At 46.8% G+C, this 25307-nt stretch carries 18 protein-coding genes; 11 read left to right on the plus strand and 7 right to left on the minus strand.

Features of this window, described 5'->3' with window-relative positions; genetic code table 11:
- Positions 1-155 precede the first annotated feature (155 nt).
- The 3 genes from grpE to hrcA all read right to left on the minus strand — a co-directional run bounded on the left by grpE (position 156) and on the right by hrcA (position 2927).
- Positions 156-704 carry a nucleotide exchange factor GrpE gene (grpE, locus tag ICV36_RS08660; RefSeq protein WP_215400297.1) on the minus strand — a complete coding sequence of 183 codons (549 nt, stop codon included), beginning with the start codon at positions 702-704 and terminating at the stop codon, positions 156-158.
- A gap of 66 nt (positions 705-770) precedes the next feature.
- Positions 771-1871, minus strand: coding sequence for a ferrochelatase (hemH, locus tag ICV36_RS08665; RefSeq protein WP_251374987.1), 1101 nt, complete (start codon positions 1869-1871; stop codon positions 771-773).
- A gap of 45 nt (positions 1872-1916) precedes the next feature.
- Positions 1917-2927, minus strand: a complete 1011-nt coding sequence (hrcA, locus tag ICV36_RS08670; RefSeq protein ID WP_215400298.1) for a heat-inducible transcriptional repressor HrcA — start codon at positions 2925-2927, stop codon at positions 1917-1919.
- 37 nt (positions 2928-2964) lie between these two features.
- Between hrcA and ICV36_RS08675 the strand changes: the two genes are divergently transcribed.
- Complete coding sequence (locus ICV36_RS08675; protein WP_215400299.1) at positions 2965-3870, plus strand: NAD kinase; 906 nt, start codon at positions 2965-2967, stop codon at positions 3868-3870.
- A gap of 26 nt (positions 3871-3896) precedes the next feature.
- Positions 3897-5567 carry a DNA repair protein RecN gene (gene recN, locus ICV36_RS08680; protein WP_215400300.1) on the plus strand — a complete coding sequence of 557 codons (1671 nt, stop codon included), beginning with the start codon at positions 3897-3899 and terminating at the stop codon, positions 5565-5567.
- 24 nt (positions 5568-5591) lie between these two features.
- On the opposite strand, the gene glnE is transcribed toward recN, so the two are convergent.
- The gene (glnE, locus tag ICV36_RS08685) at positions 5592-8486 is read right to left on the minus strand and encodes a bifunctional [glutamate--ammonia ligase]-adenylyl-L-tyrosine phosphorylase/[glutamate--ammonia-ligase] adenylyltransferase (protein WP_251374989.1); all 2895 of its coding nucleotides are present in this window, start codon (positions 8484-8486) and stop codon (positions 5592-5594) included.
- On the opposite strand from glnE, the gene ICV36_RS08690 reads away from it, so the two are divergent.
- The 4 genes from ICV36_RS08690 to ICV36_RS08705 are packed head-to-tail and all read left to right on the plus strand — an operon-like array spanning position 8485 to position 16121.
- On the plus strand, positions 8485-12618 hold the full coding sequence (locus ICV36_RS08690) for a YhdP family protein (RefSeq protein ID WP_251374991.1): 4134 nt from the start codon (positions 8485-8487) through the stop codon (positions 12616-12618). The genes glnE and ICV36_RS08690 overlap by 2 nt on opposite strands.
- Positions 12619-13455, plus strand: coding sequence for a carbon-nitrogen hydrolase family protein (locus ICV36_RS08695; RefSeq protein WP_371743223.1), 837 nt, complete (start codon positions 12619-12621; stop codon positions 13453-13455).
- Between the two features lie 20 nt (positions 13456-13475).
- On the plus strand, positions 13476-14966 hold the full coding sequence (gene tldD / locus ICV36_RS08700) for a metalloprotease TldD (RefSeq protein ID WP_251374993.1): 1491 nt from the start codon (positions 13476-13478) through the stop codon (positions 14964-14966).
- Positions 14967-14996: 30 nt separating this feature from the next.
- On the plus strand, positions 14997-16121 hold the full coding sequence (locus tag ICV36_RS08705) for a 3-deoxy-7-phosphoheptulonate synthase (protein ID WP_215400302.1): 1125 nt from the start codon (positions 14997-14999) through the stop codon (positions 16119-16121).
- Between the two features lie 42 nt (positions 16122-16163).
- Here the strand turns inward: ICV36_RS08705 and ICV36_RS08710 are convergent, their stop codons facing one another.
- Positions 16164-16733 carry a cob(I)yrinic acid a,c-diamide adenosyltransferase gene (locus ICV36_RS08710; RefSeq protein ID WP_215400303.1) on the minus strand — a complete coding sequence of 190 codons (570 nt, stop codon included), beginning with the start codon at positions 16731-16733 and terminating at the stop codon, positions 16164-16166.
- Between the two features lie 42 nt (positions 16734-16775).
- Between ICV36_RS08710 and ICV36_RS08715 the strand changes: the two genes are divergently transcribed.
- Genes ICV36_RS08715 through proC form a run of 5 tightly spaced genes read left to right on the plus strand, consistent with a single transcriptional unit; the run spans position 16776 to position 22297 of the window.
- Positions 16776-18266, plus strand: a complete 1491-nt coding sequence (locus tag ICV36_RS08715; RefSeq protein WP_215401620.1) for an FAD-linked oxidase C-terminal domain-containing protein — start codon at positions 16776-16778, stop codon at positions 18264-18266.
- Positions 18266-19411, plus strand: coding sequence for a glycolate oxidase subunit GlcE (glcE, locus tag ICV36_RS08720; protein WP_215400304.1), 1146 nt, complete (start codon positions 18266-18268; stop codon positions 19409-19411). The genes ICV36_RS08715 and glcE overlap by 1 nt, the downstream gene beginning before the upstream one ends.
- Positions 19412-19419: 8 nt before the next feature.
- A complete protein-coding gene (glcF, locus tag ICV36_RS08725) occupies positions 19420-20697 on the plus strand; it encodes a glycolate oxidase subunit GlcF (protein ID WP_215400305.1) in 1278 nt (425 codons plus the stop codon).
- Positions 20694-21419 (plus strand): YggS family pyridoxal phosphate-dependent enzyme, encoded by a 726-nt coding sequence (locus tag ICV36_RS08730; RefSeq protein WP_215400306.1) that lies wholly within the window; start codon positions 20694-20696, stop codon positions 21417-21419. Before glcF ends, ICV36_RS08730 begins: the two co-directional genes overlap by 4 nt.
- The gene (gene proC / locus ICV36_RS08735) at positions 21416-22297 is read left to right on the plus strand and encodes a pyrroline-5-carboxylate reductase (protein ID WP_215400307.1); all 882 of its coding nucleotides are present in this window, start codon (positions 21416-21418) and stop codon (positions 22295-22297) included. Before ICV36_RS08730 ends, proC begins: the two co-directional genes overlap by 4 nt.
- A gap of 12 nt (positions 22298-22309) precedes the next feature.
- Here the strand turns inward: proC and ubiA are convergent, their stop codons facing one another.
- Both ubiA and recG read right to left on the minus strand, forming a co-directional pair.
- The gene (gene ubiA, locus ICV36_RS08740) at positions 22310-23188 is read right to left on the minus strand and encodes a 4-hydroxybenzoate octaprenyltransferase (protein WP_215400308.1); all 879 of its coding nucleotides are present in this window, start codon (positions 23186-23188) and stop codon (positions 22310-22312) included.
- A gap of 10 nt (positions 23189-23198) precedes the next feature.
- On the minus strand, positions 23199-25280 hold the full coding sequence (recG, locus tag ICV36_RS08745) for an ATP-dependent DNA helicase RecG (RefSeq protein ID WP_215400309.1): 2082 nt from the start codon (positions 25278-25280) through the stop codon (positions 23199-23201).
- Between the last annotated feature and the right edge of the window lie 27 nt (positions 25281-25307).

A 25307-nucleotide genomic window follows, 5' to 3' on the forward strand; every position in this document is an offset into this window, starting at 1 on the left:
TGCTCCAAAAAATTAAATTGTTTTGTTGTACTAATGAATATTTCGATACCCAGTAAATGGGGTCTAAAAAGGGGATTTCAAGGGGATAAAGAGCAAAAAAGGCAGAAATCTGCCTTTTTTATGCTTGTTTTAGGGTTTTGCCCCCGTTTTCTAACTTATTTCGGGGCGCTAACCGTCACCAAAGCCGGCCTAAGGACACGATCTGCCACGGTATAGCCCCTTTGAAGCACTGAAACCACAGTATTGGACTCTTGTTCAGAGGGCACCGAAGCAATCGCCTGGTGATGATGCGGGTCGAATTTATCGCCAACCGCAGGGTTAATTTCGGTCATGCGGCCCTTTTCAAAGGCGGAGAGTAATTGCTTGAGGGTGATCTCTAAGCCCTCTTTGAATGCTTTGGCGTCACCAGCATCAGTGCTTAATGCAGCATAAAGACTATCTGTGACAGGCACTAAATGCTCTGCAAAACTTTCAATTGCAAACTTGTGCGCTTTAGCAATATCTTCCACAGCACGGCGGCGAATGTTTTCACCCTCCGCTTTTGCACGTAAAAAGTTATCCTGCAACTCCCCAATTTTTTGATTGAGCTCAGCAATTTCCTGCTCAGGTGTTTTTACAGCCGGAGCTTCTGCAACAGATTCGGCAGCTGGTTCTACCGCAGGATTTTCTTGTTCCGAGGATGGGTTTTGATTTTCTTGTGTCATAGACGCTATTTTACTTTTCTCTAAAGATGGCTGTTACTTTGCAATATGGGGTCGAATCATTGAATTTCAAGACTTCATTCTCTCGGCCTGCTCCGCTCTTTCAGCACGCTTAGCCAAATCCGCTTCAGACTCCACACCCAAAGACCAGCCTTGCAAATGATGGTGAGCGATATCGCTTAGAGCCTCAATCCACTTAGGGTTGCTGTTTAAGCAGGGAATATAGCGATAGTCCTTACCACCATGCTCTAAGAAGATTTCACGAGCTTCCATCGCGATCTCTTCTAGCGTTTCTAAACAATCTGCCGGAAATCCTGGGCAGAAAATATCAATGCGCTGGCAACCCTCTTTCGCCAGCTTTTCAATCGTTGGAGCCGTGTATGGCTTTAACCACTCCGCCTTACCAAAGCGCGATTGAAAAGTCACAAGGTATTGGCCGGGCACTAAACCTAATGACTCTCCGAGTAAACGCCCAGTTTTTAAGCACTCGCAATGGTAGGGGTCACCCTTCATTAGATTGCGTTTTGGCAAACCATGAAACGACATTACCAAACGATCACCCTTGTCAAAATCGGGGCGCCCATCTTTATCCCAGCTCGACAAGACTTGATCACGTAATGCAAAAATGTAAGCGGGATTGTCGTGATAGTGCTTTACTAGGCGCAATTCAGGCTGATCACGCCAAGTACTTAAAACACGAAAGACTTCATCAAAGCTAGAGGCTGTAGTGGTGGCTGAATATTGAGGGTACAAAGGCAAGAGCAATAAACGCCCCATGCCTTGCGCCTTAAGGCCCTCCAGCACAGCTTGCGTAGATGGTTGGCCATAGCGCATCGCTAAATCGACCAAGACAGTATGGCCCTCATTGGCAAATTGATCGCCTAACTCTTTTGCTTGTAAGCGTGAGTAGTGCATTAATGGGGAACCCAGTTTTGGCAACCAAATAGAGGCATACTTTTTTGCCGAGGCACCACTACGAATTGGCAAAATAATGCCATTCAAAATACACCACCAAATAATGCGTGGAATTTCTACTACGCGAGGATCAGAAAGAAACTCTTTTAAATATGCGCGTACCGCTTTCGCTGTTGGTTCAGATGGCGTTCCTAAATTCAACAATAGGACAGCGGTTTTAGATGCGCGTAAGTGCGGATTCTGATTCAAGGTCATTAGTCTCTATTAATAATTTTTAAATACAAAAAGTTTGGCCTAAGTTTAGGAACTTAGGGCGCCCGATAATAATTTTGAGGTGATATCGACAATAGGAATCACTCTGTCGTATGCCATACGGGTTGGGCCAATGACGCCAAGAGTTCCCACTACCTGCCCGTCAACGCTATAAGGGGCACTAATTACAGCAAGATCTTCGTATGGCAATAAATCACTTTCACCGCCAATAAAAATTTGAATGCCATCTGCATGACTCGAGACATCAAGTAGTTGCATGAGCACTGATTTTTGCTCCAACATATCAAACATCTTACGCAACTTATCAAGGTTTGAGCTTAAATCACCAACATTTAGTAAACGTCGCTCACCAGATAGCACCATATCTCCACGACTCATATCGTAATCAGCAACCCCGCTTTGTAAAGCCAATGCCATCAATCCAGAAATATCAGTACGCAAACTATCGAGCTCGGATTTCAAATGCAAGCGCACCTGCTCAAAACTTTTTCCAGCAAAATGGGTATTAATAAAATTACCCGCTTCGATGAGTTGGCTAGGCGTGTAATCCTGCGTTGTTGGCAAGATACGATTTTGCACATCGCCCTCTGGTGTGACCATGATGAGCAAAATCTTGCCCTCACCCAAGCGTAAGAACTCAATATGTTTAAAAACCTGAGCCCGCTTAGGCGTCATCACTACCCCAGCAAAATGTGTCAAATTCGACAAAATCTGTGCTGCGGAGTTCAAAACCCTTTGCGGAGAATCGGGCAGAAGGCCCCTTTCAACCTCTCGAGCAGCCATTGCCTCCAAGGGACGCACTGTCACCATCGTGTCCACAAATAAGCGATAGCCTCGGGGGGTGGGAATACGGCCTGCAGAAGTGTGGGGGCTAGTAACGAGCCCCATGTCCTCCAAATCAGCCATCACATTACGTATAGTGGCTGCAGAAAGGTCTAAACCCGAGAATCTGGATAGCGTTCGGGAGCCAATAGGCTGACCCTCCTCGATATAGCGCTCGATGAGGGTTTTTAGTAGAGCTCGGGAACGTTCATCCATGGTGGAAGGGATTTTATGCCTATGGTTTAATCGTTATATGTTAAGCCCATCCCCAAATTCCAGCAAAAAGGCATTCAGCCGAGTTGCGCTTGTCGGTAAATACCAGGCTGATGGCATTGAGGATCACCTTAAAGACTTGGCTAAATTGCTGGCTGACTTGGGTTGTGAGGCCTTTATTGAGTTTGATACAGCCACCCATCTCGCCCTTTCTGGCTACCCAACCAAAACGGCTCGAGACTTCGCCGGGCAAATTGACCTAGTGGTTGTTTTAGGGGGTGACGGCACCATGCTCGGCATCGCTCGGCAGTTAGCGGGCAGCAATGTTCCGTTGGTTGGTATCAATATGGGCCGACTCGGCTACATGACGGATATTCCAATCCAATCCGTTCACACCACCCTGCCAAAAATGATTGCGGGCGATTACGAAGCGGATACGCGTACCTTGTTAGATGCAGTCGTTCTTCGCAATGGCAAAGAAATTAATCGTGCGCTCGCACTGAACGATGTAGTTGTCAATCGCTCTGGTATCTCAGGGATGGTTGAGTTAGCAGTGCGGGTGAATGGCTCGTTTATGTATAACCAACGTTCCGATGGGTTAATCGTTTCAACCCCAACTGGCTCAACTGCTTATGCCTTATCTGCTGGCGGACCCATTTTGCACCCACATGTAGCGGGCATCTTGTTGGCACCAATTGCCCCACACTCCCTCTCTAACCGCCCGATTGTTTTGCCACAAGATAGTGTCACCGTCATTGAAGTTGTGGATGGTCGCGAGGTGATTGTCAATTTTGATATGCAATCTCAAACTAATTTACAAAGCGGTGACAAGATTGAAGTTCGTCAATCTCAAAAAACAATTGACCTACTTCATCCAAGCAATCACAGTGACTACAAAACCTTGCGCGAAAAGCTGCACTGGAATGAGTACCCATCGACATTCTGATGTCGTGTTTTTTGCTACGCTAATACATGCTTCAAACCATCTCACTTCGTGACTTTGTCATTGTTGACCAGCTTGAGCTAGATTTCTCAAGTGGCTTTACTGTGCTTACCGGAGAGACGGGTGCCGGTAAATCTATTCTGCTGGATGCGCTTGGGCTCGTTCTGGGTGAGCGCGCGGATAGTAGTCAAATACGCGAAGGCAGTAACCGCGCAGAAATTTCTGCACTCTTTCGCATTGAGCCTGAATTACAGGAGTCTTTTAGCCAATGGCTAGATACCCAAGGGTTTCCATTGGAAGATGATGGCCAAAGCTTATTGCTAAAAAGAACGGTGGAAGTGAATGGTCGTAGCCGTGCATTTATCAATGGCAGTGTTGCGACCTTAGCGCAATTACGCGAAGCTGGTGATCAACTTGTCGATATTCATGGGCAACATGCACACCAACTTCTATTAAAAGGTGGGGCACAACGCGAACTTTTAGATCGCCATGCCAACTTGTTACCACTAGCGACAGATGTAGCACAAGCATTTAAAACATTAGCCGATTCTCGTCGTCGTCTTGAGCAAGCAGAAAACGCAGGGCAGGATGTTGAACGCGAACGAGAGCGACTTGAATGGCAACTTGAGGAGCTCTCTGAGCTTTCTCCACAAGAGGGCGAATGGCTCAGCATTCAAAATGAACATGGTCGCCTAGCAAACGGAGCAAAGTTAATTGGTGGTTGCCAAGAAGCGATTGAAATATTGAGCGACGCCGACAACTCTATTGAATCGACCCTTTCGAAAGTGTGCCTCAGCGTGGGCGGCCTAGCAGAACATGATCCAGCCCTTAGCGAAGTCAGCCAAGCTCTAGAGTCAGCCAATATTCAGTTAGACGAAGCAATTCATGGACTGAATCGCTACCTACAAAAGATTGACTTAGATCCAGCCCGTCTTGCTCAAGTAGAAGAGCGCATGCAAGCATTGCATAGCGCCGCTCGGAAGTACCGCACTGAAGCGGATGATCTGCCCAGACTTCTTTCAGAGACCTCAGAACGGCTTGACGCTTTAACAGCCTCCCAAAATATTGAAGCACTTCGAGAACAAGTAAAGCATGAGGAAGCGGCTTATTTAAAACTGGCAAAACAACTTTCTCAAAAACGTAGCAAGGCTGCCAAAGAATTAGGTGATTTAGTAACGAGCGCCATGCAAGATTTATCTATGGCTGGCGGTCGCTTAGAAATTGCACTAGCACCCCTCAATGAAGGTGGATCGCATGGTCTTGAGCAAATTGAATTCTTGGTTGCAGGCCATGCCGGTAGCACTCCTCGCTCGCTTGCAAAAGTAGCCTCTGGGGGTGAGTTAGCACGCATAAGTTTGGCAATCAGTGTGATTACCAGCAAAGCCTCTTTCACACCAACACTCATCTTTGACGAAGTCGATGCCGGCATTGGCGGGGCAGTTGCGGAGACCGTTGGCAAGCTATTGCACCAATTAGGCCAGTCTCACCAAATCTTATGCGTAACCCATTTGCCACAGGTCGCCGCTCAAGGCAATCACCACCTAAAGGTCAGCAAATCACAAAACGGTGATAAGACCGTGTCGCAAGTACATATATTAGGCAGAGCCGAACGAGTCGAGGAAGTTGCTCGTATGCTTGGTGGCGCAACGATTACCGATACCACCCGCAGGCATGCTCGAGAACTTCTAGAGCAAAACTAAAGCAATTATTAAAAAATAATCCTTCTAGTTGATATTGGATGGAGCCTTAAATATTTCCAGCCAAAGCGCCTGCACTGAGTCTCTTGCGGTAATGAGCTCCGGTTCGCTCTCCAAGTTAATGCGGGTTTTTTCTGCGCCATCTAAACGCATGCGATGTTGATGTGCTCTTAATAGACGATAAGCATCCCCAACAGATTGCGCAGCATCCGGAGTTATCAAGCCAACATCTCCAGCAATATGCAATAAAGCAATATTGCCTAAATTACCTACAAGCCGAGAGTGCTTATGAGCATAGGCTAATACCAAAAACTGGACAATAAATTCAATATCCACCATACCGCCAGCGTCATGTTTCAAGTCGAACTCTGGATTTGCGTTAGGATGACCCGCATGCACCTTGCGACGCATTTCTAAAATCTCTGCGCGCAGCTGTTCAATATTGCGTTGCTGGGTTAAAACCTCTGAACGAACAGAATCAAAGAAGGAACCCACATCAGGATTGCCAGCCGAAAAGCGTGCTCGCGTAAGGGCTTGATGCTCCCAGACCCAAGCAGCATTGTCACCCTGGCGAAGTTGGTATTTCTTAAAGGCATCGGCATTCGTTACCAGGAATCCTGCTGAACCATTGGGCCGAAGCCGTGTATCAATTTCAAATAGGCTACCTGTGGAAGTAAATGCAGTGAGCCAATTGATCATTCGCTTTGCTAGCAGCGCATAAATTTCTTGGGCCGCATAATCAGACTCTTCTGCTTGGAACAAAAAGATAATATCCAGATCTGAGGCATAGCCCAATTCTTTGCCGCCCAACTTACCATAGGAAATAACGGCAAATGGTGGGCTAACTTGCGCTGGTAATTCAAACTTCTGAGCCACGCTTGGCCAGATACGCTCAAAAGTAGCCTGAAGAATTAAATCTGCCAACGTAGATAAATGATCGCTAACCCTTTCTACTGGCAGTGCTTGCTGAACACCAATCCCCAGGTCTGTTAGTAGCGTAATAAAGGTTTCATTGTGGTGAGTAACTCGCAAAATATCCATTGCCTGCTCAGATCCATCACCCTCGGCCATCGCATCATCCAGCCGCATATTGAGATTGGCTTTTACCTCACACCAATATTGCTCTGGATTCTCGATCAAAGCTCTTTCGGTTTGAGAGTTCAAGAGATGATCAAGCAAATGGGGATGACGCGTTAGGTATTGAGCCCCCCACTGGGAGGCCTTGAGCAGATCCAGTACATTGGCAAGCGCCCGAGGGTACTCAGCCAAGATGGAAAGGTATGCACTGCGTCTTGCAATCGCCTCAAGCAAATTAAAGAAGCGTAATAGTGTCTGGTCAGCATTTGCGGAATCAGAACCCCCACTCTGCAAACTTTGAGCTGCTTTGCACATCAAGTTATCAAAAATTAAACGACTCTTCTCTGGCAAAAGTTTTTGTTTTGGACTATCAGTCCATGCTTGCCATCGCTCACAGGAATTGGGGAAAAATTGCTGATCCGGAGTCCAACCTAATGCCAAAGGGGCAATCTCAAGGCGCGCAGCATCATCTAATAGAAATGCTTTTTCAAAAAGCTGAGCGACATTATTTTGATGGCGCTCTAATTCGGACATAAACGTGTTTACATTCGCATCATGTCCTTGCATTGCAACGGCTAAGCGTGCGCGTACATCCTCGTCATCAGGAAGGTAGTGAGTTTGCTGGTCATCCCATACCTGAATGCGATGCTCTAAACGCCGCAAGAAAACATAAGCAGCCTGCAGCGCCTCCACTTCTTGGGGCGGCAAGATGCTGCAATGCTTGATGTGATCTAACACCTCTAAACTCGGACGAATCCTAAAGCGCGGATCAGTACCGCCTCGCATGAGCTGAAACATTTGCGCTAAAAACTCAATCTCTCGGATACCACCACGCCCCAATTTAATATCACGAGATCGCCCTTGATGGCCCGAGGATCGCTTTTCTGCTTCCGCTTGAATTTGTGCATGCAAATCACGAATAGAGGCAATCACACCGTAATCTAAATGTCTGCGATACACGAAGGGGCGAATCAGCTGGTCGAGCTCTTTTTGACAATGAGCAAAATCTGGAGATTCTGGCAAAGGCGCCACTAATCTACCCTTAATCCAGGCGTAGCGCTCCCACTCTCGACCCTGAACCAATAGATACTCTTCCAGCATATCCAAACTACAAACTAAGGGGCCCGAATCCCCATTAGGACGTAGGCGCATATCCACCCGAAATACAAATCCATTTGCATCATGCTCAGCAAGAAGCTTTATCAGCCGCTTACCCATACGAGTAAACCATTCTTGATAAGACAAGCTTTTTGGGCCACCCGTAGTTTCGCCCTCGTGCTCATATAAAAAGATGAGATCAATATCAGATGAAAGGTTTAGCTCGAGACCACCCAATTTGCCCATACCGACAACCATGAGCGGCATTTCAGATTGGGTTGTTTTGCTCCAAGGTAGGCCAAAACGATTTTTGAGATCTTCTCGAATATAGGCAATCGATGCAGAGATTGCCAACTCAGCAAAATGGCTGAGTGCATAAGTCACTTCTGATAAGTCAGCTTTACCGTTTAAATCTCGGAACGCCACCCACAACATTAAACGCTGTCTAGCAAGTCGTAAGCTTGCCATCCACTCGGCCTCATCCTGCTCGCTGGATGAGGGGCCAATACGACATTCTTCCAATAATTCCCTAATACCCTGCAAATCAACTTTTTTCTGACCCTGAATGTGAAGCCACTCAAGCCATTCTGGGTGAGCAGCAAGCCAGCGTCGCGCATAAGTGGAATGCCGCTCTAAAAAATTGATTTGTTGGGGAAAATGATCCATCCCCCCCATCTTAATCCGACCCTGGAAACCCCCGCCAGAAGCTTGGCGATCAATCCTAGGGTGACGGATAATAGGGGCCATGCTGCAAAACATTATTCCGCCTCGCCTCAAGAGCGTGCTTGCTAAACGTCCCCAAGGTTCGAGTCGGGCTTGGCGTAAGCGCATCTTGATTTTGGCTGGAGTAACTTTTGCCCTTTTTGTGCTCGGGCATATTGGAGTGCGCTTTGTACTTTGGCCCCAAATTGAGAAATCCAAAGCTGCCGTTGAAAGACTCATGAGCGCACGAATGGGTGCCGACGTTTCAATGGACTCTTTACAAGTCTCCTGGACAGGCATAAGACCCAATTTTGAAGTGGAGGGTTTGCGTTTCAACGGACCCAATCAATCAAGACCACTCTTATTTATTCAAAAAATAAATGGGCAACTCAGTTGGACGTCCTTCTATCATCTTGAACCGTATTTTCATGAACTCAATATTGAAAATGCTGAAATTTATGCGCAACGCAGTAGCAAAGGTGTCGTTACCATTGCTGGCGTTTCTATTGATGGCAAACCGAATGACTATTCTGCTGAGAATTGGCTCTTTGCTCAAAATGAAATTCGCATTAGCGACGTGAAACTCTTTTGGGATGATCAGCTTAAGAAGAAAGCAACCACGTCGATCCAAGTCCAGAGCCTATCCTTAAGCAATGGCATTCGCAGCCACAAAGGCTCACTGAGCGCAACCACACCCTGGACCAAAGGCCCGCTCACGGTAGATATTGATTTAGTCCATCACATCGGCGGTCAAGCTGGCAATTGGCGCGACTGGATTGGAACCGTTTCCTGGAATCTCAATGAACTACAACTAAGTCAAATGGCTGGTGACTTTGCTCTTCCTCTCAATACGCTTGAGGGAATTCTGAATTCCAATGGAAAACTAAAAATTGATAATGGCAATCCAGATGGCGGAGAAATTTATTTAGCAGCAGACAACCTCACCATCCAGCTATCCAAAGATGAGGATGCGATTGCACTCGGAAGATTAGAAACTCACCTCACTCAAGAAACTGAGAGTGGTTTGATAGCTGTCACAACTAAATCATTTGCTTGGCGTGATATTGATAGCCCCAAATCAACGCCGCTAGAAAATTTAAGCCCGATGACCTTCCGCTGGAGACCGCCAACTGGGGATGGAGAAATTAAAGAGTTTGGATTTTCATCTCCAAAAATTCTGGTGGAAGATGTCGCCTTATTTGCATTGAATCTACCGCTGTCGAAAAAAGTTCATCAATGGATAAAGGCCTCGAAAGCGGATGGCGAACTACAAGATCTGGATATCAATTGGTCGGAAAGCAAGTCACCCTTATCGGCCCTCAATATTCCCGGAGGATGGTTTAAGTCAAACAAATTAGATTTCACGGTCAGCGGAAAACTCATTGATTTAAGTTTTGTTGGCATTAATAAATCTATGCCCTCAGTGAAAAAACTCTCTGGCTTCCTAACTGCCGATCAAAATAAGGGGAGCTTCTCCATTAAATCGAATGGCCTTGAGGTTGAGGTAAACGACTTCTTGGTTGACCCCAAAATTCAACTGGATCAAGCAAGTGGTCAAATATCCTGGTCGAAGCAAAAAGGCAATTGGGTCATTAATGCAAAGCAGTTAGAGCTCGGTAATTCTGAGATTTCAACCACACTCAATATCAACTACATCATTGGCGAGGCTAAAAAGCCGGACTATATGACTCTAGATATGGACTTTGCTCAAGCCAATCTAAAAACCGCATACCGCTATCTGCCAGTTGGCATGGGTAGCGAGGCAAAAACATATTTAAGCAAAGCATTTGATGCAGGGGTGATTAAAAAAGGGAATCTGCATATTAAGGGCGACCCCAATGCAGTACCTTTTTCTAAAGCAGGCACAGGGGAGTTTACGCTCAACCTGCCCATTGCTGGGGCCACTTTCAATCCTGCCCCCACCTCCTCACCCGCTCAAGGAGTTTGGCCTGCATTCAATAAAGTCAATGGTGTGCTTGCTATGCAGAACGCCAACCTCTCGGTAGACATTGATCAAGCAAACTACAAACAAGTGGTTCTCAGTAAATTCCATGCGGATATCCCCAGTGTTAGCGCAAAGCAATTACTGCTCACCGTCAATGGCGAGGCACAAGGCGATGCCCCTCAATTATTAGACTATTTATTTGCCTCACCGGTTGGTAAAAAACAGATTGGGCTTGAGCGTAATCTCAAGATAACCGGGCCCACCAACTTAAACCTTGGTCTGAAGATTCCGTTAACTGGCAGCGGAGATACCAACACCGACATTCAAATACGCTTTCCTGGCAATCGAGTTCAATGGGGTGAACTGCCACCATTCGAAAATCTCAAAGGAAAAATTCGAATCACTGAAGTTAATCCAGAGTTTGAAGATATCACCGCCAATTTTCTTGGTGGAGCCATCAAAATTTCAAGCGCCACGTCTAAGCAAGCTGCCAATATCTATGACATATCGGGAGATGTATCCGCAAAATTTATTAGGGATTACTTTGCAAGCGATACCGCAGTAGAGACACTCCCGATCTTGCAAGCTTTCAGCGGAGTGGCAAGATACGACGGCACTATCAGCTTTAATAAAGGCAATAGCGAAACCAACTTAAAGCTCGATATGCGGGATTGGGGCAGCAATGCTCCCCCGCCCATGAAAAAACAAGCTGGAAGCGCAATGTCTGGCAACCTTATCATCAAGACCTTTGCAAAGAGCAAAGCTAATACAAGTCGATTCTCTTGGGATGGAAAGATTGGTGATACTTACTTCATTCAAGGTGAGATAGCGACTAACGACACCCTGCGTCATGCTGTGGGAATTGGAATACCCGCCACCCCTCCCCAAGAAGGGTTTCAGCTTAATCTAGCAAGCAATGAGTTGAACTTAGATCTTTGGCAATCGTTTCTTAGCTCCCAAAGCAGAAAAAATGCCGGGCCACAACCCAATAATTCAAATAACATTCAGATCGCAGCCCAAGTCAAACAATTAACTTTGTTTGACCGAATCTGGCAGGATTTAAACCTAACAGCAAATAATAAAAATTCTGCATGGCAAATCCGCTTAAGAGGATCTCCTCAGGTTGCTGGCAATATTCAATATCAACCTGCGTCACAGTCAACAACTAGCGATCTCATTAGTGGACGACTAACACGCCTAAAAATCCCGGAAGCAATCGCCATCACACCTGCACCTTCAAAGCAAGTTCAAAAAAATCCGGTAATAAAAAATAAGATTGAGCCAGGATCAATACCGAGCATTGATTTAACTATTGATGACTTTGAGTGGAATAAGGCTCAACTTGGGCAAGTAAAGATTAAAACCAAAACCACTGGCAACGTCCTCAATATCGACTCAATTCAATTCAGTAACCCCCAAGGAAACTCAACTCTTACAGGTCGATGGGCTGGGGGCACACAAAATACACCCTCTCATACAAACTTAAATGTCGATCTCAATATTAAAGATGCTGGACAGATTATTGGGCACTGGACTAACCAAAAGTCGGTAGAAGGCGGTCAAGGCAAGCTAAATGTGAATGCGGATTGGGATGGCCCTCCCTTTAACCCCAACTATGAAACTTTAGCGGGCAAGGCAACCTTAAACCTGGAAAAGGGACGCCTTTTGGAGGTCAATACTAGTGGCGCCAAATTGCTTGATGTTCTCAGTTTGCAAAGTTTATTTAGATTTGCCACATTTGATCTAAAAGGAAGCCTAGGAAATATTGTTACCAAAGGAACCCCTTTTAATACAATCGACGCCTCTTTTGATATCAGCGCTGGTGTTGCACAAGCCAAGCAATTTACGATGGGCTTAGATCAGGCTCGGGTTGCTATGATTGGGCAAATTAATATTCCCAAACAAACACAGGATTTACGTGTCACTATTTTCCCAACGATTGATGCTACTGCGGGCTCACTTGCTGCCTTTGCTATTAACCCAATTGTTGGCCTTGGCGCATTAGTTGGTCAGTACTTAATCACCAGTCAAATCAATCGTAATCTTCAGTCCGACTACTTAGTTCAAGGGTCGTGGGAGAATCCAGAGGTAATCCCTTTGGATCAAAAGGGTCAGCCAATTGACACCAAAACGTTAGATACGATTCGCAGCAAGGAATTGCTCAAAGAACAAAGTAAACCGAATAGCACCACGGGCCCACAAAGCAATCCTACCAATACTCCTAACCAATAGATCATGAGCACATCAGCTAGCAGCGCAGAACTCAAGATTTCTTCGATTCAGATGGTATCTACTCCTGACGTGCAAGAGAACCTCTCTACTGCGAGCAGACTCATTGCGGCAGCTGCCGCAGATGGTGCGCAGTTAGCCGTACTGCCAGAATATTTTTGCTTGATGGGACTAAAAGATACCGACAAAGTCCACGCCAGAGAAGACTTCAGAAATGGTCCTATTCAAGAGCGACTTTCTCAAATTGCCAAAGAAAACGATTTGTACCTGGTAGCGGGCACCATTCCTCTGGAAGCTAAAGATTCAAATAAGGTACTCAATACCACCCTTGTCTTTGATCCTGCCGGCCAAGTCATTTCTCGTTATGACAAGATTCATTTGTTTGGCTTTCAGACTGAGACTGAGCGCTACCAAGAGTCGGAAACGATTGAGGCAGGAAATGTGCCGGGCCTCTTAAAACTTTCTATTGATGGAAATGATTGGACTTTTGGTTTAAGTATTTGTTATGACCTGCGCTTTCCAGAACTGTACCGGACCTTGGGGAAAGTAGACTGCCATATCATCCCGGCCGCTTTTACCTATACGACTGGCAAGGATCACTGGGAAATTCTCTTGCGTGCCCGAGCGATTGAAAATCAATGTTATGTACTCGCATCTGCACAAGGTGGCAAACATCAAAACCAACGTCGCACCTGGGGTAACAGCATGTTGATTGATCCATGGGGTAGCGTCATGACCAATCTTCCCGAGGGAGAAGGCTTTATTTCAGGTGTATTGTGCAAAGATAAATTAAACGAGGTACGCTCTAAGTTACCTGCACTTGCACATCGCAAGCTTTAAAGAAAGATCCGCCGAATCTTATGACCGCACCAGACGCACTTTTTCCCGCAAATTGGACCAAAGCCAAAAAACAAGCAGACCTCATTAAATTAGCCAAATCCATCTTACTTGAGCCTACCGGTTTATCGGAGCAAGATTTACACCATACCTTTGGCAACCTATTTGCCCACCGCCTTGATGATGCGGATCTTTACTTCCAACACACTCGTAGTGAAAGCTGGAGCCTCGAGGAGGGCATCGTCAAATCAGGCAGCTTCAATATTGATCAAGGTGTTGGGGTACGAGCTATTTATGGCGACAAGACCGCTTTCGCCTACTCAGACGAAATCAACTTAGAGGCCTTAAATAAAGCAGCGAAAGCGACTCGCGTGATTGGCCCCGAAGGTGGCAAGCAAGCGGTTGCTAGCAAATTATTTCACCCGGTATCCAACACACTTTACTCAGATATCAACCCCTTGGATTCGCTTCAGCCCAAGGAAAAAATTGCGCTACTAGAAAGTATTGAGCGTCGTGCTAAAGCACGTGATCCACGCATCATTCAGGTCATGGCAAGCTTGGCTGGTGAGTTCGATGTTGTTTTAGTAGTGCGCGCAGATGGCTTATTAGCTGCTGATGTTCGCCCACTAGTGCGCGTTTCAGTGCATGTGATTGCAGAGCAAAATGGTCGTCGTGAATCTGGATCTTCTGGTGGTGGTGCACGTCATGACTACCTCTACTTCGATACAGAACTCATTAATCGCTACGTTGATGAAGCGGTAGATGGAGCTCTTGTGAATCTCGAGTCTCGCCCAGCACCTGCTGGACCAATGACCGTAGTGATGGGACCTGGTTGGCCTGGCGTTTTATTGCATGAAGCTGTAGGTCATGGTCTTGAAGGTGACTTTAATCGCAAAGGGTCCTCTGCTTTCGCTGATCGGATTGGCCAGCGCGTTGCCGCCAAAGGTGTCACTGTTGTTGATGACGGCACACTAGCTGGACGTAGAGGCTCATTAAATGTTGACGATGAAGGCACACCCACTCAATGCACCACCCTGATTGAAGATGGCATTTTAAAAGGGTATATCCAAGATAGCCTGAATGCCCGCCTGATGAATATGCCGCTCACCGGTAATGGTCGCCGTGAGAGCTTTGCCTCTCTACCAATGCCGCGCATGACCAATACCTATATGCTGGCTGGCAAAGATGATCCCCAAGAAATCGTGGCAAGCATTAAGCGCGGCTTGTATGCGGTCAATTTTGGCGGCGGTCAGGTAGATATCACAAGTGGAAAATTTGTATTTTCTGCCTCGGAGGCCTACTGGGTTGAGAATGGCAAGATCCAATACCCCGTCAAAGGCGCCACCATCATTGGTAGTGGCCCAGAATCCCTAAAACAAGTTTCTATGATCGGAAATGACCTCAAGCTCGATGGCGGGGTAGGGGTCTGCGGCAAGGAAGGACAAAGCGTTCCTGTCGGGGTTGGACAGCCCACTCTGCGGATTGATAGCCTGACCGTAGGTGGGACCGCCTGAGATCGGCTAATTACGGCTTAAAATAGCCAGATGAGCCAACAAAATACGAATCCCGCCAATTGGTACTCCGCTGTCGACAAGACCTCGGATACTGACGATCAACGCATTGATAACATTTCTGTTCTGCCACCGCCAGAGCATTTAATCCGCTTCTTTCCTATCTCCGGAACACCGACTGAGGCATTGATTAGCAAAACTCGCAAGAAGATCCGTGACATTATTCATGGCAAAGATGATCGTTTACTTGTCATCATCGGACCATGCTCCATTCATGATCCTAGAGCAGCTTTGGAATACTGTCAGCGTCTCTTAGCTGAACGCGAACGCTTTGCTGGCGAACTAGAAATTGTGATGCGCGTGTATTTTGAAAAACCACGCACTACCGTTGGTTGGAAGGGTTTAATTAATGACCCTTACTTAGATGAGAGCTATCGCATTGAAGAAGGCTTGCGCCTTGCTCGCCAGGTGCTCATGGAAATTAATCGCCTCGGCATGCCAGCAGGCAGCGAATTCTTGGACGTGATTTCACCGCAATATATTGCAGACCTCATTTCTTGGGGGGCAATTGGTGCACGCACTACTGAGAGCCAAGTTCATCGCGAACTCGCTTCAGGTTTATCGGCGCCCATCGGATTTAAGAATGGTACTGATGGCAATATCAAAATTGCTACTGATGCTATTCAAGCAGCGGGCCGTCCACATCACTTCTTATCTGTTCACAAGAATGGTCAAGTATCAGTAGTGGAAACCAAAGGTAATAAAGATTGCCACGTGATTTTGCGTGGCGGCAAAGAGCCAAACTACGAAGCCAAATTTGTCCAGGCAGCCTGCTCTGAGCTTGAAGCAGCCAAGCTTCCAGCCAGTTTGATGGTTGACCTTTCACATGCCAATTCAAGCAAAAAACATGAGCGTCAAATTGTTGTTGCTGACGATGTGGCACAGCAAATTGAATCTGGCTCACATCATATTTTTGGTGTAATGGTAGAGAGTCATTTAAATGATGGCGCTCAGAAATTTACCCCAGGCAAAGATGATCCAAATACATTGGAATACGGCAAGAGCATTACCGACGCTTGCATCAATTGGGATGACTCTGTAAAAGTTCTAGAGCGTCTTGCAACTGCCGTGAAAAAACGCAGAGCCAAGAAAAAATAATACGGAAATACTTTTTAAAGTAGCGTCATTAAAAGAGACTAATTATTTAGTCTCTTTTTTTTCGTGCTTCCAAAGCACATCAGACCCACCAGCTGCGCGATTCAAAATACGCGCCAGCACAAATAGCAAATCCGATAAGCGATTGACGTATTGGCGAGGAGAATCATAAAGAGGCTCCTCCCAACCCAAACGAACAATTGAGCGTTCGGCTCTGCGACATACGGTACGACACACATGTGCTTGTGCAGCAGCACGAGTACCACCCGGCAAAATAAATTCCGTTAAAGGTGGCAACTGTTGGTTATATTTTTCAAGCCAAACATCTAACTGCGCCACATGCTCAGGATTCAATAGTTTGTAATTGGGGATACAAAGCTCGCCACCTAAATCGAATAAATCATGCTGAACCTGCAGAAAAAGCTCACGCAATTCGGTGGAAATACTTTCTGGGATTGTCTCGGTCATCAAAACCCCAATTTCCGAGTTCAATTCATCGATATCGCCCATGGCGCAGATCCGCAAGTGATCCTTCTCAACGCGACTGCCGTCACCCAAGCCCGTCATTCCCGCATCACCGGTTCTAGTGGCGATTTTTGATAGTCGATTTCCCATAAGCTTAATTATAGGTAAATGGCTAAAATGATTCTTATGAATATGGTGACCCCACCCCCCGATTTAGCCGCTATTAGCGCCCTTCAGTCCAAATTGGTTGCAGCTTTGCGCCCAATCCTTCCAGAACATGCTCTCCTGTGGGAACCAGAAGACACCATTCCCTATGAATGCGATGGTCTGGCAGCCTATAGACGAATGCCTTTAGCAGTGGCTTTGCCAGAGACCGAAGAGCAAGTAGCCCAAATTTTAAAGATTTGCTATGCAATGCAAATTCCAGTGGTGCCTCGTGGATCAGGCACAGGACTATCAGGTGGAGCAATGCCTCTTTCTCAGGGTTTAGTGCTGTCTTTGGCTAAGCTTAAGAAAATTATCAGCATTGATCCATTCACTCGCACTGCAGTAGTGCAGCCTGGTGTACGCAACTTGGCAATCTCCGAAGCAGTTGCCCATCTGGGTTTGTACTACGCGCCAGATCCCTCTTCTCAAATTGCCTGCTCTATTGGTGGCAACGTCAATGAAAACTCCGGCGGGGTGCACTGTCTTAAATATGGCCTTACTTTGCATAATGTTCTGCGCGTCCGCGGAATACTCATGAACGGCGAGATCGTTGAATTTGGCGGACTAGCACCAGATGCCCCAGGACTCGATTTACTCGCAATCATGATGGGCAGTGAAGGCATGCTAGCCGTTGTTACAGAGGTTACAGTCAAGTTAGTTGCCAAGCCAAAATTAGCTCGTGTGATCATGGCAAGTTTTGATGACATCGAAAAAGGTGGCAACGCAGTCGCTGCCATTATTGCTGCCGGAATTATTCCTGCTGGATTGGAAATGATGGATAAAGCCACCACTCGCGCTGTAGAGGAATTTGTCCACGCTGGTTATGACCTAGATGCTGCAGCTATTTTGCTCTGTGAATCCGACGGCACACCTGAAGAAGTCGCTGAAGAAATCGAGCGCATGACTAAGGTGCTTGAAGAAGCTGGTGCTAGTGGCATTCAAATTTCAAAAGATGAGAGCGAGCGCTTGAAGTTTTGGAGTGGGCGTAAAAACGCTTTCCCAGCTGCGGGTCGCTTAGCACCTGATTACTACTGTATGGATGGCACCATTCCGCGTCGTCACATTGCGACCTTACTAAAGCGCATTCAAGGGATGGAAGCAAAGTACGGCCTTGGCTGTCTAAACGTATTTCATGCGGGCGATGGCAACATGCACCCTCTCATCCTATTTAATGGTGCTGATCAAGAAGAATGGCATCGTGCGGAAGAATTTGGCACTGAAATTTTAGAAGCTTGCGTAGAGCTTGGTGGAACCATCACCGGCGAGCATGGTGTTGGCATCGAAAAAATTAATTCGATGTGTGTTCAGTTCGGTGAAGGTGAGCGCCAATCCTTCTGGGGTGTGAAGAGTGCTTTTGATCCAGAAAAACTACTCAACCCAGATAAAGCAATTCCAACTTTGAATCGCTGCGCTGAATATGGTCGCATGCGCATTAGCGGTGGCCAATTACCTCATCCAGAATTGGAGCGCTTCTAATGAGTCACTCCAATCTACAAGTTGATGCATTTCGGGAACAAATTCTGAATGCAGCGAAGAATCAAACTCCACTCTCCATTGAAGGCGGTGGAACCAAGTCTTGGTACGGAAATTCCAATAGCTATGCCAAGCTGGATACTCGCTCCTATTCAGGTATTTTGGAATATCAACCAGAAGAGCTCGTCATCACTGCTTGCGCAGGTACGCCATTAAAAGAAATTGAGGCAGCCCTCAAAGAAAAAAATCAGGTGCTGGCGTTTGAGCCCCCTCATTTTGGCGAGAATGCAACCTTTGGTGGCGCTATTGCCGCCGGTCTTGCTGGCCCTGGCCGCATTTCTGTTGGCAATTTCCGCGATTTCGTATTGGGCGCACGCATCCTCGATGGCAAAGGTCAGGATCTTTCCTTTGGTGGCAAGGTAATGAAGAACGTGGCTGGATACGATGTTTCTCGTCTACTGCCTGGCTCCCTAGGAACGCTCGCACTGTTATTAGAAGCCTCAGTTAAGGTACTACCCAAGCCTGCAGCGACCGCCACCCTGCGTTGCCAGATCTCCCAAGAGAATGCCCTAAAAGCACTCAATCAATGGGCTGGTCAACCACTCCCACTCTCAGCAAGCTGTTGGATTGGCTCATCCAAAGGTGGAGATGGTGTACTCACTTTCCGACTCGCAGGTGCAGCAGCCGCAGTAAAAGCTGCAATTCCATTAATGAGCTCTGTCGTCAATGCTATTGAACTCAATGCAGAAGCGGCCGAACTTTTTTGGAATAATTTGCGTGAACAAAAAATTTCTGAGTTTGGAAATCTTAAGGCTGATCAAACCTTATATCGTTTAGCACTACCTGCTGCCTGTGGTGCCATTGCAATCCCTGGTGCTAGCGATGAAATCATTTTGGAATGGCATGGGCAACAACGCTGGATTAAAGCAGCTGGTGATGAAGCAACTTTTGCGGCCATCAAGGCTATTGCCAATTCTCACGGCGGGCATGCAACTCGTTTTAGACAAGGCATAAATGTAGATTCCTCATATCAACGCTTTACCTTACTCTCAGAGCAAGCTCACTCTAAGGCCCTTGAAGTGGTGCAAGAACGCTTGAGATCTGCTTTCGATCCTGCCGGCGTATTTGCCACCAAACGTCTTCCATAAGTCTTTATATGCAAACTCAACTCGCCCCTCAATTTGCCAACACGCCGGAAGGCATCGAGGCAGCCCGCATTCTCGGCAAATGTGTTCACTGCGGTTTTTGTACAGCCACTTGCCCTACTTATCAACTGCTTGGTGATGAGCTAGATGGTCCTCGCGGAAGAATCTATCTCATAAAACAAATCGCTGAAGGACAGGCTCCTACTGAAAAAACCCGCCTTCACTTAGATCGCTGCCTAACTTGCCGCAACTGTGAAAGCACTTGCCCTAGTGGCGTGCAATACGGCAACCTAGTAGACATTGGTCGTAAGTGGGCAGAAGAAAATACGCCTGAGCGACCAATCAGTCAGCGCCTGACTCGTTGGGCCCTGAAAGAAGGTTTAACAAAACCAGCTTTATTTAATACTGCAATGAGCTTGGGTCGCCTTGTACGTCCACTGATGCCTAGCAGTATTCAGCGCAAGATCCCACTGGCCATTAATAAAGCGTTGGCCAATTCCACTGATGCTTATGCAAGACCGACTGCAACCCATCAGCGCAAAATGGTTTTGCTGGAGGGGTGTGTACAGCCTGGCATGTTGCCAAACATTAACTCAGCAACCGCACGCGTTCTGAATGCGCTCAAGATCCAATTGATTAGTGCGCCCAAAGCCACCTGCTGTGGGGCATTGCGTTATCACCTAAATGATCAATCTGGCGGATTAGATAATGCGAAGCAAAATATTGATGCTTGGTGGCCGCTGGTTGAAAGTGGTGTAGATGCAATTGTGATGACCGCCTCTGGTTGCGGCGTCATGGTCAAAGACTATGGGCATCTCTTTGCGAATGATCCTGCTTATGCTGCTAAAGCCAAGAAGATTTCAGACTTAACAAAAGATATCTCTGAGATTCTGCCGTCACTACAAAGCGAGCTAATACAACTGGTGGGAACTGATCCAAAGCCTGGCGTGGTGTATCACCCACCCTGCACTTTGCAGCATGGTCAGCAAATTCGGGGCAAGGTTGAAGGACTACTCTCCAGCATTGGCATTGGCGTACGTTTGTGTGCCGATAGCCATCTTTGCTGCGGTTCTGCAGGCACCTATTCTGTTACCCAACCAGAACTATCAGAGCAACTTCGCAAAAATAAGCTAACCCACTTAAACGCAGCATGCGAGGAATCTGGTGCTGAAGTGATTGTTTCTGGAAATATTGGCTGCATCACACATCTACAACAAGATGACACTCCAGTAGTGCATTGGATCGAAATCGTAGACCAATTAATTAGCAAGCCTTCTAAGGTCTCATGAATTCCATTGTTGTCAATCTGATGAAAGTCAGAGAGCGAATTGAACTTGCTGCTTTAGCGGCAAAACGTGAGCCTGAAGAGATTGAGCTTCTGGCGGTGAGCAAAACCTTCCCAGCTGCAGCTGTTGAAGAAGCTATGCATGCAGGTCAATCTGCTTTTGGTGAAAACTACGTTCAAGAGGCGGTGGAAAAAATTGAGAAGCTGGCCAAATTAAAACCTTGGTTAACTTGGCACTTTATTGGCCCACTACAAAGCAATAAAACCAGAGAAGTGGCACAACACTTCGATTGGGTTCATAGCGTGGATCGCCTCAAAATTGCCGAACGCCTATCTACCCAAAGAGGTGAATTTCCGGATTTACCACCATTGATGGTTTGCGTACAAATCAATGTAAGCGAAGAAGACAGTAAAAGTGGGGTTTCCCTCGCTGAAGTGGAAGAACTGTGCAACGCCATCACCTCTTTACCAAACCTAATTCTCAGGGGGTTGATGGCCATTCCCGAGCCTAGCGCAGACCCCATGAAGCAGCGTCAGGCTTTTGCTGCTGTGCAAGCGTGTTTTAAGCAAATTCAGGCTACTCATTCTGGTGAGCTTGGGTATGCGTTTTTTGACACACTCTCAATGGGTATGTCTGATGATTTAGAGGCTGCTATCGCTGAAGGAAGCACGATAGTTCGAGTTGGAACAGCTATTTTTGGGAAGCGCGATAAGATCAACAAATGAGTACAAATAAAACCACACAAAACTCAATACAAAAAAACGGTAATGCCCACATCACCTTCATTGGCGGCGGTAATATGGGGCGCGCCCTAATTAGCGGCCTCCTTGCCAATGGATTTGAACCAAATCAAATTTCGGTTGTTGAGGCAAATGCCGTAACAGCGCTAAAGCTATATGAAGACTTTGGTGTGCAAGGCATAGGTGCTCTCGAGCAAATTGCCTTTGACTTCTCTAGAAATAATGTCGTTGTCATGGCGATTAAGCCACAAGACTTTAACGTCGTTGCCAAAGGATTGGCTGCAAAACTAAAACACGCCACTGCACCTGGCCCACTCATTCTGAGCATCGCTGCTGGCATTCGCCTAAAAGATATGAGTCGCTGGCTAGATCACACGCGTTGTGTGCGCGCCATGCCGAATACTCCAGCCTTAATTGGCAAAGGCATTACCGGTCTCTTTGCAGATGCTGCCGTAGACCAAGCCGACCGCGCGCTAGCGGAAACTATTTGTCATGCAGTAGGTCAAGCGGTGTGGGTATCAGAAGAAAAACTGATGGATGCAGTCACTGCCGTTTCTGGTAGCGGACCAGCCTATGTTTTTGCATTTCTTGAGGCGATGCAATCTGCTGGTGAGAAGTTGGGGCTTGATGCTGTAACGGCACGCAAACTAGCTTATGCCACACTTGAAGGCGCTACGCAGTTAGCCCACAACTCCGATGAACATGCTGGCGTCTTACGCGAAAGAGTGACATCGAAGGGCGGCACTACTGCAGCAGCATTAGATGTCATGAAGCAGCAGGGTTGGCATGAGATTTTAGAAAAAGCGATTGATGCAGCCAGTCAACGTGGCAAAGCTATGGGTGATGAACTCGGCAAGAGCTAAGCAATCAACTATTTAGTGAATTGCTAGCCCCAGCACAATTCCGAGAAATAAGAAGCCACCCAACCAGTTGTTATGGCGGAAAGCCTTAAAGCAGTTATCTCTATTGCGAGTAGACACCAACTTGAGGTGATAGATTGCGCAAGCTAAGGCTGCGAACCAACCCAACAAAAAATAATTGCTTAAGTTAGCCAATTGAGCCACCCACAGTTGACTCAAAAAAAGCATTCCATAACTGATTGCAATAGCAATGACATCATACTTGCCGAAAGTAATGGCGGATGTTCTTAGACCTAAGCGAAGATCATCATCGCGGTCAACCATGGCATATGCGGTGTCATAAGCAATTGCCCAGAAAATATTGCCAACAAATAAAAACCAACCCTCTAGAGGTATGAAATCCAAGACCGCTGCATATGCCATCGGAATTCCAAAACCAAAAGCAATGCCCAGGACGGCCTGGGGCATCGCAAAAAATCGTTTAGTAAAAGGGTAGATAAAGGCAACCAGCAAAGCAAGAACTGACAATTGTTTTGTAAATGCGTTTAAGGGTTGAATGAGTAAAAAAGCGAGTAGCGCTAAAACACCAGCCACGGTGATCGCCTCTTTGCCAGAGATTTTTCCACTCGTTACCGGTCGACCTTGCGTTCTTTTAACGTAGCGATCAAAGTCACGATCAGCATAATCATTGATTGCACAACCAGCGCTGCGCATGAGAAACGTACCCAAGGTAAAGATCAACAGGATAGATAAATCAGGGGTGCCACTACTGGCTAACCATAGAGCCCAGAGCGTAGGCCACAACAGCAATAGCGTACCAATCGGTTTATCTAACCTGATTAAATATCCGTAAGAAACCAACCGTTCTTTTAAATTCTGCTCTTTTAAGCTCATATCGTAATTATCAAGCTTTTAGGAACTCTGCACGTGATCCGAGCCAGCGCTCCAAATGGCGCTCTACTAGGTCCGCATGTTCTGCGAGTAAACGGTCCGCAGCCTGTTGGGCTAACTCAATTAACCAGACATCACGCTGAAGATCGACAAAGCGCAACATAGCGTCTCCCGACTGCTTAGCCCCGAGTAGCTCACCAGGACCACGAAGGGATAAGTCACGTTCAGCAATCACAAATCCGTCCGAGGTTTCACGCAAAGTCTGCAAACGCTCCTTAGCGGCCATCGACAGTGGCTCTGCATACATCAAGATACATACCGAATCCGCAGACCCCCTGCCCACGCGCCCACGCAACTGATGAATCTGGGCGTAGCCAAAACGCTCAGCATGCTCAATCACCATTAATGCAGCATTAGGTACATCTACACCCACTTCAATCACTGTTGTGGCAACTAAGAGCTGAATTTTATTTGCCTTGAAGGCAGCCATGACTGCGGCCTTCTCGTCCGCCTTCAATCTACCATGCACTAAACCCACCTTAAAGTCTGGAAGTGCCTGGGTGAGTTGATCGAAACTCTCAACCGCAGTTTGAAGTTGTAGCGCCTCAGACTCTTCAATCAAAGGACAAACCCAGTAAGCTTGCAAACCTTTTGATAGCCAACTTTGCAAACCATTAATCACCTCATCACGACGACTCGCTTTCACTACCTTAGTGGCAATCGGTTTTCGGCCAGGGGGTAACTCATCAATGACAGATACATCCAAATCAGCGTAGTAGGTCATCGCCAAGGTTCGAGGAATCGGGGTGGCAGACATCATTAACTGATGACAGTAAAACAACTCTGAGCCAACACGTTGCTGAATCTCAAGTCGTTGCCTTACACCAAAGCGATGCTGCTCATCAATGACCGCCAAACCTAACTTAGCAAAACGGACATTCTCCTGAATCAACGCATGTGTACCGATAATGAGTTGAGCTTCCCCATTTTCAATGACTTCTTGAGCCAATCGTTTTTCTTTGGCCTTCAGACTTCCTGATAGCCACGCGATTCTCACCCCTAAAGGTTCAAACCATTCTTTCATTTTGAGATAGTGCTGTTCAGCCAAGATTTCAGTTGGAGCCATGATGGCAGCCTGATAGCCATGATCTATTGCCCGCGCCGCAGCCAAGGCAGCTACAACAGTTTTGCCACTACCCACATCCCCTTGAAGGAGGCGATTCATAGGAAAAGATTTGGAGAGATCATTACTGATTTCCAACCAAACACGCTCTTGTGCATTTGTTAATTTAAAAGGCAGTACTGTCAGCAACCCTTCTTCAAAACTTTGCTTTTTAGCTCCATCCCCATTTTGAATCTTTGCAAAGCTTGGTGCATGTCGTTCGCGACGAATCGCATGCGCCCTTTTTAAAGATATTTGTTGTGCAAGAAGCTCCTCAAGCTGGACTCGGCGCCAAGCAGGATGGGTTCGCTCTAGCAATGATTGGGTGTTTGCATCTGCAGGCGGTTGATGCAGATAGGTAATTGCTGCTTGTAAGTTTGGCCAGTCATTACTCGGCAATAGCTCTGCCATCAGTTTTTTGGGCAAAAACTCCGCCAAACTATCTTGCAGACTTGGGTCACGTAAGGCCTGTACCACCGCTTTACGAATAATGGCTTGCGAGACACCGACACTTGCTGGATAGACTGGAGTCAGGCTAGAAGGCAATGGAGCATCTGGCGCTACGGCACGAACAGTTGGATGAACCATCTCTGGACCCTGAAAACCCTCCCGAACCTCGCCACGCACCCGAATATTGACCCCGACCGCCATTTGCTTTTGCTGACTGGGGTAGAAATTGAGAAAACGGAGATTTAGGGTTTCAGCCTCATCTTCAATGGTGACAACCATCTGCCTTCTGGGGCGAAATAAAACCTGATTACGAATGACTACGCCTTGTGTCTGAGCAGAGTGAAATCTCCCCTGGACGATCGCCTCCTCGATAGTCAACAGCTCTGTCTCATCCTCGTAGCGGGATGGTAAGTGCAAAGCAAGGGCCATAGGGCTGTCTAAACCCATCTTTTGGAGTGTGCTTGGCGCTTGTTTAGTAGTCATCGTTAAAATCTAATACCTGATGGTAAT

This window comes from Polynucleobacter sp. MWH-UH35A (genome assembly GCF_018687075.1).
GTDB lineage: Bacteria > Pseudomonadota > Gammaproteobacteria > Burkholderiales > Burkholderiaceae > Polynucleobacter.

What these genes read in the sequence shown, in the direction of transcription:
- hrcA (WP_215400298.1), bottom strand. Translation starts at nt 2,927, where the DNA reads ATGGATGAACGTTCCCGAGCTCTACTAAAAACCCTCATCGAGCGCTAT.
- proC (WP_215400307.1), top strand. Translation starts at nt 21,416, where the DNA reads ATGAGTACAAATAAAACCACACAAAACTCAATACAAAAAAACGGTAAT.
- recG (WP_215400309.1), bottom strand. Translation starts at nt 25,280, where the DNA reads ATGACTACTAAACAAGCGCCAAGCACACTCCAAAAGATGGGTTTAGAC.
- ICV36_RS08690 (WP_251374991.1), top strand. Translation starts at nt 8,485, where the DNA reads ATGCTGCAAAACATTATTCCGCCTCGCCTCAAGAGCGTGCTTGCTAAA.
- tldD (WP_251374993.1), top strand. Translation starts at nt 13,476, where the DNA reads ATGACCGCACCAGACGCACTTTTTCCCGCAAATTGGACCAAAGCCAAA.
- ICV36_RS08705 (WP_215400302.1), top strand. Translation starts at nt 14,997, where the DNA reads ATGAGCCAACAAAATACGAATCCCGCCAATTGGTACTCCGCTGTCGAC.
- ICV36_RS08730 (WP_215400306.1), top strand. Translation starts at nt 20,694, where the DNA reads ATGAATTCCATTGTTGTCAATCTGATGAAAGTCAGAGAGCGAATTGAA.
- recN (WP_215400300.1), top strand. Translation starts at nt 3,897, where the DNA reads ATGCTTCAAACCATCTCACTTCGTGACTTTGTCATTGTTGACCAGCTT.
- ICV36_RS08710 (WP_215400303.1), bottom strand. Translation starts at nt 16,733, where the DNA reads ATGGGAAATCGACTATCAAAAATCGCCACTAGAACCGGTGATGCGGGA.
- ICV36_RS08715 (WP_215401620.1), top strand. Translation starts at nt 16,776, where the DNA reads ATGGTGACCCCACCCCCCGATTTAGCCGCTATTAGCGCCCTTCAGTCC.
- grpE (WP_215400297.1), bottom strand. Translation starts at nt 704, where the DNA reads ATGACACAAGAAAATCAAAACCCATCCTCGGAACAAGAAAATCCTGCG.
- ubiA (WP_215400308.1), bottom strand. Translation starts at nt 23,188, where the DNA reads ATGAGCTTAAAAGAGCAGAATTTAAAAGAACGGTTGGTTTCTTACGGA.
- glcE (WP_215400304.1), top strand. Translation starts at nt 18,266, where the DNA reads ATGAGTCACTCCAATCTACAAGTTGATGCATTTCGGGAACAAATTCTG.
- glnE (WP_251374989.1), bottom strand. Translation starts at nt 8,486, where the DNA reads ATGGCCCCTATTATCCGTCACCCTAGGATTGATCGCCAAGCTTCTGGC.
- ICV36_RS08675 (WP_215400299.1), top strand. Translation starts at nt 2,965, where the DNA reads ATGTTAAGCCCATCCCCAAATTCCAGCAAAAAGGCATTCAGCCGAGTT.
- glcF (WP_215400305.1), top strand. Translation starts at nt 19,420, where the DNA reads ATGCAAACTCAACTCGCCCCTCAATTTGCCAACACGCCGGAAGGCATC.
- hemH (WP_251374987.1), bottom strand. Translation starts at nt 1,871, where the DNA reads ATGACCTTGAATCAGAATCCGCACTTACGCGCATCTAAAACCGCTGTC.